Source organism: Vibrio sp. 1069 (assembly GCF_033340555.1).
This window is the reverse complement of sequence record NZ_JAWOWP010000003.1, coordinates 1-8,555: the sequence shown is the minus strand read 5'-3', so window position 1 is coordinate 8,555 and position 8,555 is coordinate 1. Positions and strand designations below refer to the sequence as shown.

Genomic DNA, 8,555 nt, shown 5'->3' with positions numbered 1-8,555 from the left:
CTGTTTTAGCTTTTCTTCTACAACCGATAGGTTTTTCTTCGCGGCTTCAAAGTTAGGCTTTTCCTCTAGCAGTTTTTTATACAAATCAGCCGCATCTTCTAATTGACCATTTTGAGCGAGCGAGTTGGCGAGGTTATAGCGGCCGTTAAGGGAGGCATCATGAGAAAATGCTTCGATAGCGGCTTCGTAGTCACCTTTTTGATAACTGGCGGCTCCTTTCCAGCTTGGGTTTGTAAATAGGTTTTGCGCCTGTTCATACTCACCTTGCTTGTAGAGTTCCGCTCCTTGTTGGTCGGCATTTAAGAACGGATTAGCTTCTGCATGCGGTGTCCACGTTACTGGGACTACAGTCGCAACTACCATCCAAATCAGGCCACGTCGAAACAGTAAAGCCGCAGGAAGAAGTAACAACGGCAGTAACCAAAAGCCACTGTTGAGACGAGAATCAGTTTTAACTTCTTCGCTTTGGGTCGCAGAAAGCTGGCTACCAATGTTATTAGTAAAGGCCGCGATGTTTTCAACATCACGGTTGGTGTGTTGAATAGGAACAAATAGGCCACCAGTCTTATTCGCTAGCGTTTGTAGATTTTTCAGATTTGTTTTCGCTACGACGGTTGTGCCTTGTGCAGTTTTTAGCAGAGAGCCATCGGGCAGCGCGATAGGCGCACCGTTAGGAGTCCCGACGGCAAGAACAGAAATGCGAAACTTTGTACCTTGGACTAAATCTAACGCGCGAGACAGCTCTGACGTATCAAGATCATCCGCTAACACGATGATATCGCCTTGTTGCGTGCCGGCTTGAGAAAACTGGTTGATCGCAAGTTCAATCGCGGCAGGCAGGTTTGCCCCTTGAAAAGGCATCAGCTCTGGCGACAAATTTTCGATAATGCCCGCAAGCGTACTGGAATCAGTTGTCAGTGGACTTAAGTTATAGGCATCACCAGCGTAAGCAATAAGTCCAGTGGCTCCCTCTTTCCATTTAGGCAGCAAATCGAGCGCCTTATAACGTGTTTGTGCTAGCCGATTGGGTTTGATGTCTGTAGCAAACATAGAGCGAGACATATCAAGCACCAAGATACGGTTTTGGTTTAACTCAAAGCTTGGTCGAGCATTGGACTGCCAGCTTGGCCCCGCTAATGAAATGCAAGTTATTGCCCAAGCTAAACCCCATAGAGTGAAGTAATGCTTAGACTGCGTGTTTTGTCCGAGCATCCGCGCTAGGTGAGGGGCAATCAGTGTGGACTTTTGGGCTCTAAATTTGTGATTAAGCAAGAGTGCGATAGGGATCACGATGAGCCCCAAAAGCCAATAAGGATTGAGGAAAATAAACTCAGCCATGTTTTCTCCTTAACAGGAATAACAATACCGATAATACAAATGCAGCGCTTAATGGATATGGAAACCATTCAGACTGTGGGCGCCAAGTTTGTGTGTCGCTAGATACGGGTTCTAGCTGGTTGATGGTGTCATAAATCTTTTCGAGCTCTTCTGTATCTCGCGCTCGAAAATATTGTCCACCTGTCACCTCTGCCACTTTAGTCAGTGTTTGTTCATCTAAATCGGCTGCGGTGTTGACTTTGCGAGTCATGAAAAACTCCTTCACCATCATTTCACCAGCGCCCACGCCCACGGTGTAAATAGTGGCGTTGTATTTTTTCGCAATTTCCGCTGCTTCTAGCGGCTCGAGAACCCCTGCAGTATTGCTGCCGTCACTAAGCAAAATCATGACTCGTTGCGGAGCATCACTGTCTACAAAGGTTTTTGTGCCTAAACCAATACCATCACCAATGGCGGTTCGTTGACCAACCAAGCCGATGACGGTTTGATTAATCTGCTGCATGACGGTTTTGCGGTCTGCAGTGAGTGGTGTTTGCAAATAAGCATGGTCGCCAAACAAAACAACTCCGAGACGGTCACCTTTTCTCTTTGCTACGAAATCAGACAGAACTTTTTTGACTGCTGTGAGGCGATCGATATATTCGCCGTTGAGTTCCATGTCTTCCTGCTGCATCGAACCGGACAGATCGACGACTAACATCAAGTCCCGATACTTGGGTTGGAATTCAACGGGATCGCCAAACCAAACTGGACGCGCACAAGCGACGACAAGAAGGCCCCAGATCGCGATTGAAAGTGCTTTTTGCAGCGCTTGCTTAGGCTTGCTGCGATTCTCATTGGTTGGTAAGTACGCCAATTTGATCTCGGCTTGTTGAGATTCTTGTGGCAGGAACTTGTATACCAGCCATGGGATGGGCAACAAAAACAGTGCCCACCACCAGACAAATTCAATGTTTAGCCATTGGGCAAGATCGGTTATGAGTGTTTGCTCAGTCACGGTTATTTGCCTTTTTCTTTGGTGGCAAAGCGTAGGTTATCCAAAAGACACAATCGTCTACCAAGCTTTGATGCTGCCCTTGGGAAGAATTCTGATACAACGCTTCTTGCCACTGATGTTGTTTGTCTACGAATCGACTTTCTTTGGTATGGCTATCGAGAAATTCATACCAAGCGATTCCGGTTAATGGTGCGATCTCTTCACGCGGAAAGTAACTCAATGCTGCCTGGCGCAATATTTCCAGAGCAGAAGAGGGGGTATGAGGCGCGGTAGGTTGAGTTAAAAGTGTTAATGCTGTCTTTTTTGCGCGTAAGTGTTTTTTACGCCATCTCACATAAAGACAAATGCCGAAAACGAAGAGCAAGGTGGCTGCAAGCACCACCCACCATCCCCAAGCGAGCGGAAACCAATCCGGTGCGTTTGGCAAAATCAAAGGTTCAAGGTTTAGGCTTTGGTTGTTTGTTGTCATTATTATTACTGCTTAATAAATACTGCTTGTCAGTTTGTTAGCTTAATTGTGAAATTAAGGGCCAGCCACTTGATAGCGTGTTAAATGGAATTGCTATTGAATGGCATTGCTGCTTAATGGTTTCTTGATGTTGGGTAAAGTGGCTTTCGAGTTCTCTTCGTTGTCCTTTAGAGCCAAAGTTAAACCATTGACTATGCTGCCCATCCGAAGCTTTCACTTGACCTCTAAAGTCTGTTTCGCCTCTTTCTAACGGATCATAAAACTGAACGGCCCTTACGCTATTGTGTTGTTTGAGTCGACGTAGTTGTGCCAGTTCCGTTGGTGTTACGTGGGCAAAGTCACTGAGCATAATCAATTCGCTGCCTTTTGGGGTGAGCGTATGAAGTGTCTCCAATACTTGTGTATACGGCAGTGTACGAGTGTCGTTGCTTGCAGTACGAGTTACTTGCGCATTATGTATGTCGACTATGGCGTTAAGAATCCGCAGCCCTTGTCTTTGTAAAGAAGAGGGGCGAAATTCAAGACATTGATGTCCGTCATCAATCACTGCGCCGATGCGATCTTTTTTAGCTAGAGTTAGCCAAATTAGAACACTGGCAAAGTGGGCCAATTGAACGGATTTGAGTACATACTTAGATCCAAAATGTAGACTAGAACTTAGATCAAGATAAAGAATGACCGCTTGCTCTTTATCTTCTGCAAACAACTTCGTATGTGCTTTACCGGTCCTAGCGGTGACTCGCCAATCAATGCTGCGAATATCGTCGCCAGGTTGATATTGGCGCACCTCCATAAAATCCATACCTCGCCCTTTTTGGCGACTGGTATGGTTACCACTCATCTGCGACCAGAGACTCTGTGCTGGTGGTAACCAACGTACAGATTGAGTGCGATATTGGAGCAGCTCTTCAAGGGTTAATGTCACCCCATTCGCATGAGGTGGTAATGAATGTGTAGCGGACATATCACTCACTCGTTTATGCACTGCCAACAAGGTTTAGCAGTTTATCGATGACCTGGTTTGCCGTAATGCCTTCAGCTTGAGCGTGGTAACTCAATAATAAACGGTGGCGCAGTACCGGATAAGCCATGGTTTGAACATCTTCCGGAGAGACAAAATCACGACCAGCAAGCCAAGCGTGCGCACGTGCACAGCGATCAAGAGCGATGGTAGCACGCGGACTCACACCCATTGACAACCACTTGTCCAACTCAGTGTCATATTTGTTGGCTTGACGTGTCGCCATAACTAAACGGACGATGTACTGCTCTATCGTTTCCGCCATATGAATATCCAACACCTCTTTACGTGCGGTGAATATATCTTGTTGGCTTAACATTGGGCGTTCAACCTTTGCTTCGCCTTTTGCTTCTCCGCGGTTAATACGCAAGATAGATAGCTCATGCTCCGCATCTGGGTATTCAACTTCTAAATGCAATAAAAAGCGGTCTAGCTGCGCTTCAGGAAGGGGGTAGGTCCCTTCTTGCTCTATCGGGTTTTGAGTTGCCATAACCAAAAACAACTCTGGCAGCGGGTAGGTATGACGACCTGCTGTGACTTGTTTCTCTGCCATTGCTTCAAGCATTGCCGCTTGTACTTTGGCTGGTGCACGGTTTATCTCATCCGCAAGAATAAGCGAGTTGAAGATAGGACCTGATTGGAAAGTGAATTCTCCGGTTTCGGGACGGAAGATATCGGTGCCGGTTAAATCGGCTGGCAGCAAATCAGGGGTGAACTGAATGCGGTGGAAGTCGCCTTCAACACAGTCTGAGAGTGATTTTACTGCACGGGTTTTTGCTAACCCAGGAGGGCCTTCAACTAAAATATGCCCATCTGCAAGAAGCGCAACAAGCAGTTGCTTTACCAGATCTTGCTGTCCGATGATCTGCGACTCTAAGTATTGCTGAAGAGTTTCGAAGTTAGATTTATGCATGCTTTGGACTCTCGGTATCCATGTGATTTTCGTGTTGAGTATTGGTCATTTTCCATGTGAAAAAAGTTCCAACGCTCTATTGCAATTTATCTTTTCAATATTGGGACGCTACAGAGAATTGCAAGTACGTGCTATCTCTGAAAGTGCTTATTTGACAGTGTGTTACATTTATTTTTCATAATATAATGAGAAATGCCTCTAGTTTTGTACATATGAGCCGATAAAGATTCCGTGGTGTGCGTGTCATGAGATATGCACCTGATTCCCCTTGTGGGGCCAATAACAAGTGATTCTTTTAAAAGGTCCGAATATGTTGAAACTTCATTCCTTGAGCATCAAACAGAAGGTTGTACTTGGCATTACGTTTGCTGTTCTAGCATCAACAATCATTGTTGGTGTTATGGCTCAGCGTCATGCGAGAGATGTATTGAGCCATCGTCTTATTGACATCGAGCTACCTGCGATGTTGCAGCAAATCAATACCGAAATTGACCGCGAAGTTGTCGAAATGCAACAAGCGGCAAAACAGCTGGCTACAAACGAATTTATTGTTGAAGCCCTATCTAATACAGACCGTGATCCGTCAGTAGAAGTTCAGTTGGTTCAGCAGCTCAATAACGTTAAATCACAGTATGGTCTTAATGATGCGTCGGTAGCGAATCGTCAAACGGCATATTACTGGAATCAAAACGGATTCTTACGTCAACTTAACCGAACGCAAGATGCTTGGTTCTTTGGATTTACGTCGTCTGGTCAAGAAACGTCCGTGAGTGTGTTCCAAGAGGCAAATGGCGAAGTGAAAATGTTTGCCAATTTCCAAGATCTTAATGGTACATCAATGTCAGGTCTCTCTAAATCTATGGGAGATATGGTTGCTTTGCTCAATGGGTTTAAAATTGAAGATACGGGTTACGTGTTCCTCACTAATGAACAAGGCCAGATTCAAATACACCGCCAACAAGGTAAGAACCAAACTTCTATCACTAAACTATTTGGTAGTGACGCAAGTGCGCTGTTGAACAAAAATAGCTTCAACCTAATTAATGTGGAGTTTGAAGGGCAGGATACTTTTGTTTCTAGTTTGTATGTTCCTTCAATGAACTGGTTTGTTATTGGCGTGGTTCCCGTTGATGAAGTATTCGCAGACCTGAATGCGACAGCTAAAAAAATGCTGTTTACGACCATCATTGTTGCCGTTGTATTCATCCTCATGGGCGTATGGTTGGCAAACAGCATTACGAAACCAATCCGACTGATTGCCGATCGTTTTACCGACCTTGGGCAAGGTGAAGGCGATTTGGCGCAGCGTATTGAAATTAAGGGTAATGATGAAATTGCTCAGCTTTCAAAAGGCTTTAATGGATTTATTGAGAAGATTCATGCCACGATGAAAGAGGTTGCTTTAACCAGTGGCTCATTAAGTCAAGCGGCAGAAAGTGTGTCAACGAAAGCAACATCCACACACGACAACAGCCAAGAGCAGCGTGATCAAACCATTCAAGTAGTTGCAGCTATCAACCAAATGGGTGCGACCATCAGTGAAATTGCATCAAACGCGGCTACCGCTGCTGATACGGCAAATCAGGCTTCAGATAACACTCAAACTGGTCGAGAAGTTGTGATGAAAGCAAAAGAGGTGATCAGCCGCCTAGCCGATGATGTTGAAACAACCAATATTGTTGTTACGCAGTTGGCATCGACAACCAAAGATATTGGCTCGATTCTGGGTGTAATTCGTGACATCTCTGAGCAAACGAATTTACTTGCGCTAAACGCTGCAATTGAGGCTGCTCGTGCTGGTGAGCAGGGACGTGGTTTTGCGGTTGTTGCTGATGAGGTAAGAAACCTAGCTTCACGCACGGCTGATTCTACAGAAGAGATTCAGCGCATGATCAATCAGCTTCAAAGTGACGCACAAGACGCGGTAAGTGCTATGGAAGCGGGCAAAGCGGTCACCATAGAAGGGGTTACTTCTACCGATGAAGCAGTCGAGGTATTAATCAGTATTTCTGAACGAATCACCGACATCTCTGATCGTAATACACAAGTTGCAACGGCGACGGAAGAGCAATCCACGGTGGTGCATACCATTAATCAAAATATCGAAGAAATCAACGCGATAAATGAAATGACAACCGCAACAGCAGAAGAATTGGCGGATGCAAGTCGCGATCTTCAAGCGCTCTCTTCTCGTTTAGACAAGATGGTTGGTAGCTTCAAGTTATAGAGTTGGATAGAATAGGCGAAGTTTAAAAGTTCAATCATTAATTTTAGGTAAGTACTATGAATGACTTCGAAAAAGAACTAGAGCAAATTTCTCAAGAAACCGCTCAGGAGCCAGAAGTAAAACTGCCGTCGCTAGAAGAGCAAAAAGCGATCGTCGCTGAGCTGAAAAAGCTGGAAGCGGAAGGTAAGCTGACGCCAGAAGTGTTAGAACAACACTTTGGTAAGTTTAACCAAAAAAACGCAGTTCCAATCCACTAAGTTAGGTGGTGTTTTGCCTCTAACGTGCGTGATTAAATCACCTGCTCAAACACAAAAAGGGAGTTTATACTCCCTTTTTTAATGTCTGAAAAATGCTAATACCTCTCATATACTTGCCACTTAAAAATTATTGACACTTCAATGAGTTATTAATTAGTACTAGTGATTTTCATACTTGACAATACTACCGCTCTATCTAAATCTATTGCGTATTTCAATAAAAACGACCAAGGGAATGCGATCAGGATGGAGCAGCAAAAAAAAAGAAACGTTATTTTAATCACGGAGGGAAGTCTACAGTCATCTCTGTTGAAAGATGTATTGGAGACCAAACTCGGTATTAGTGTTGCTCTAATCACGCCAGATAATCTGATTCACGGAGTGTTACATGAATCTCTTGCATCAGCCATTATTGTTGATTGCAGCGTGATCACGGATGAAATTTTTCGCCGTTATGCGGAGTTTAAAGCGGCCAAGCAGAAAGACACGCTTGAAATCTTAATTAATTGTGAGCAATCCATATCGACAGAAGACCTCTTTGCTTGGCGTACTTTGGCCGGTATTTTCTATACCTCTGATGATATAAAAACGTTGCAAGTTGGTATTGGTAAGGTGCTTCAAGGAGATATGTGGTTCAGCCGTAAGTTTTCTCAGCAGTACATTACTTACCTTCGTCGACATTGCAAACCTATAAATAAGAATGTTTCCGCTATTCTGACCAAACGAGAGCAACAAATAATTACCTTTCTTTCCATGGGGGCGTCCAATCAACAAATCGCCGAACAATTATTTGTCAGCGAGAATACGGTAAAAACGCATTTACATAATATTTTCAAGAAGATTGATGTGAAAAATAGAGTTCAAGCACTTATTTGGGCAAAGGAAAATATTTCAGACAACTCGTTAACGGTGTAATGCTATTGCAATATTAGGTTGCCTAATTTAGTAAACTCTTAATAATTTCTGTGACCTGAATGTGTTAAAAGTGTTTCTTTTATGAGAAACACTTTTTTTGGTTCTCTTTTTAATAACTTTAGAATTTAAAAAAGTAGCAAATAACTTTACTCTGTGAACTAGCACTTACATATCAAACTAAGTGCTGACGATTAACTACTAATTTAAGAATGTTAAGTCACTGAAAGTATGAGAAACATTATGGAACAGTATATGGAAAAGCCTGAAATCCTAATGCTCACTCAACAAAGTTTACAGAGTGAAAACTTTAAGGAAATGCTTTCTAAAAATACAGAAACTAAAAGGCTTTGTTGCGTAATTCGATGGAACTAAATCAGGAAGTTACGATCTGATCGGTTACATCAGTTAATCATCGTAG

General features: G+C 43.7%; 8 protein-coding genes and 1 pseudogene. 4 read left to right on the top strand and 5 right to left on the bottom strand.

The window, feature by feature from the left end; genetic code table 11:
* From R7040_RS06110 to R7040_RS06090, 5 genes are all read right to left on the bottom strand, one after another.
* On the bottom strand, nucleotides 1–1,338 hold a 1,338-nt coding region (locus R7040_RS06110), incomplete at its 3' end, for a VWA domain-containing protein (RefSeq protein ID WP_318095498.1).
* Nucleotides 1,331–2,335 carry a vWA domain-containing protein gene (locus tag R7040_RS06105; protein ID WP_064354906.1) on the bottom strand — a complete coding sequence of 335 codons (1,005 nt, stop codon included), beginning with the start codon at nucleotides 2,333–2,335 and terminating at the stop codon, nucleotides 1,331–1,333. The genes R7040_RS06110 and R7040_RS06105, both read right to left, overlap by 8 nt.
* Nucleotides 2,328–2,804, bottom strand: coding sequence for a DUF4381 domain-containing protein (locus R7040_RS06100; protein ID WP_054574933.1), 477 nt, complete (start codon nucleotides 2,802–2,804; stop codon nucleotides 2,328–2,330). Before R7040_RS06100 ends, R7040_RS06105 begins: the two co-directional genes overlap by 8 nt.
* A 37-nt stretch (nucleotides 2,805–2,841) precedes the next feature.
* Nucleotides 2,842–3,768: a DUF58 domain-containing protein gene (locus R7040_RS06095; RefSeq protein ID WP_064354905.1), complete on the bottom strand. Its 927-nt coding sequence runs from the start codon at nucleotides 3,766–3,768 to the stop codon at nucleotides 2,842–2,844.
* 13 nt (nucleotides 3,769–3,781) lie between these two features.
* Nucleotides 3,782–4,738: an AAA family ATPase gene (locus R7040_RS06090; protein ID WP_017635415.1), complete on the bottom strand. Its 957-nt coding sequence runs from the start codon at nucleotides 4,736–4,738 to the stop codon at nucleotides 3,782–3,784.
* Between the two features lie 310 nt (nucleotides 4,739–5,048).
* Here R7040_RS06090 and R7040_RS06085 point away from each other — a divergent pair, with 310 nt between their 5' ends.
* From R7040_RS06085 to R7040_RS06070, 4 genes and pseudogenes are all read left to right on the top strand, one after another.
* Nucleotides 5,049–6,965: a methyl-accepting chemotaxis protein gene (locus tag R7040_RS06085; RefSeq protein ID WP_017821859.1), complete on the top strand. Its 1,917-nt coding sequence runs from the start codon at nucleotides 5,049–5,051 to the stop codon at nucleotides 6,963–6,965.
* A 56-nt stretch (nucleotides 6,966–7,021) separates the two neighbouring features.
* Entirely contained in the window at nucleotides 7,022–7,222 is a 201-nt protein-coding gene (locus R7040_RS06080; RefSeq protein ID WP_005375165.1) for a restriction endonuclease subunit S, read from the top strand.
* A gap of 246 nt (nucleotides 7,223–7,468) precedes the next feature.
* Nucleotides 7,469–8,137 (top strand): LuxR C-terminal-related transcriptional regulator, encoded by a 669-nt coding sequence (locus tag R7040_RS06075; protein ID WP_021707603.1) that lies wholly within the window; start codon nucleotides 7,469–7,471, stop codon nucleotides 8,135–8,137.
* 228 nt (nucleotides 8,138–8,365) lie between these two features.
* Nucleotides 8,366–8,479, top strand: a pseudogene (locus R7040_RS06070) (helix-turn-helix transcriptional regulator); the annotation flags it as partial.
* Between the last annotated feature and the right edge of the window lie 76 nt (nucleotides 8,480–8,555).

Bases quoted from the DNA above. Each gene is read 5' to 3' on its own strand.
- R7040_RS06095 (WP_064354905.1), bottom strand. From the start codon at position 3,768: ATGTCCGCTACACATTCATTACCACCTCATGCGAATGGGGTGACATTA.
- R7040_RS06075 (WP_021707603.1), top strand. From the start codon at position 7,469: ATGGAGCAGCAAAAAAAAAGAAACGTTATTTTAATCACGGAGGGAAGT.
- R7040_RS06080 (WP_005375165.1), top strand. From the start codon at position 7,022: ATGAATGACTTCGAAAAAGAACTAGAGCAAATTTCTCAAGAAACCGCT.
- R7040_RS06085 (WP_017821859.1), top strand. From the start codon at position 5,049: ATGTTGAAACTTCATTCCTTGAGCATCAAACAGAAGGTTGTACTTGGC.
- R7040_RS06090 (WP_017635415.1), bottom strand. From the start codon at position 4,738: ATGCATAAATCTAACTTCGAAACTCTTCAGCAATACTTAGAGTCGCAG.
- R7040_RS06100 (WP_054574933.1), bottom strand. From the start codon at position 2,804: ATGACAACAAACAACCAAAGCCTAAACCTTGAACCTTTGATTTTGCCA.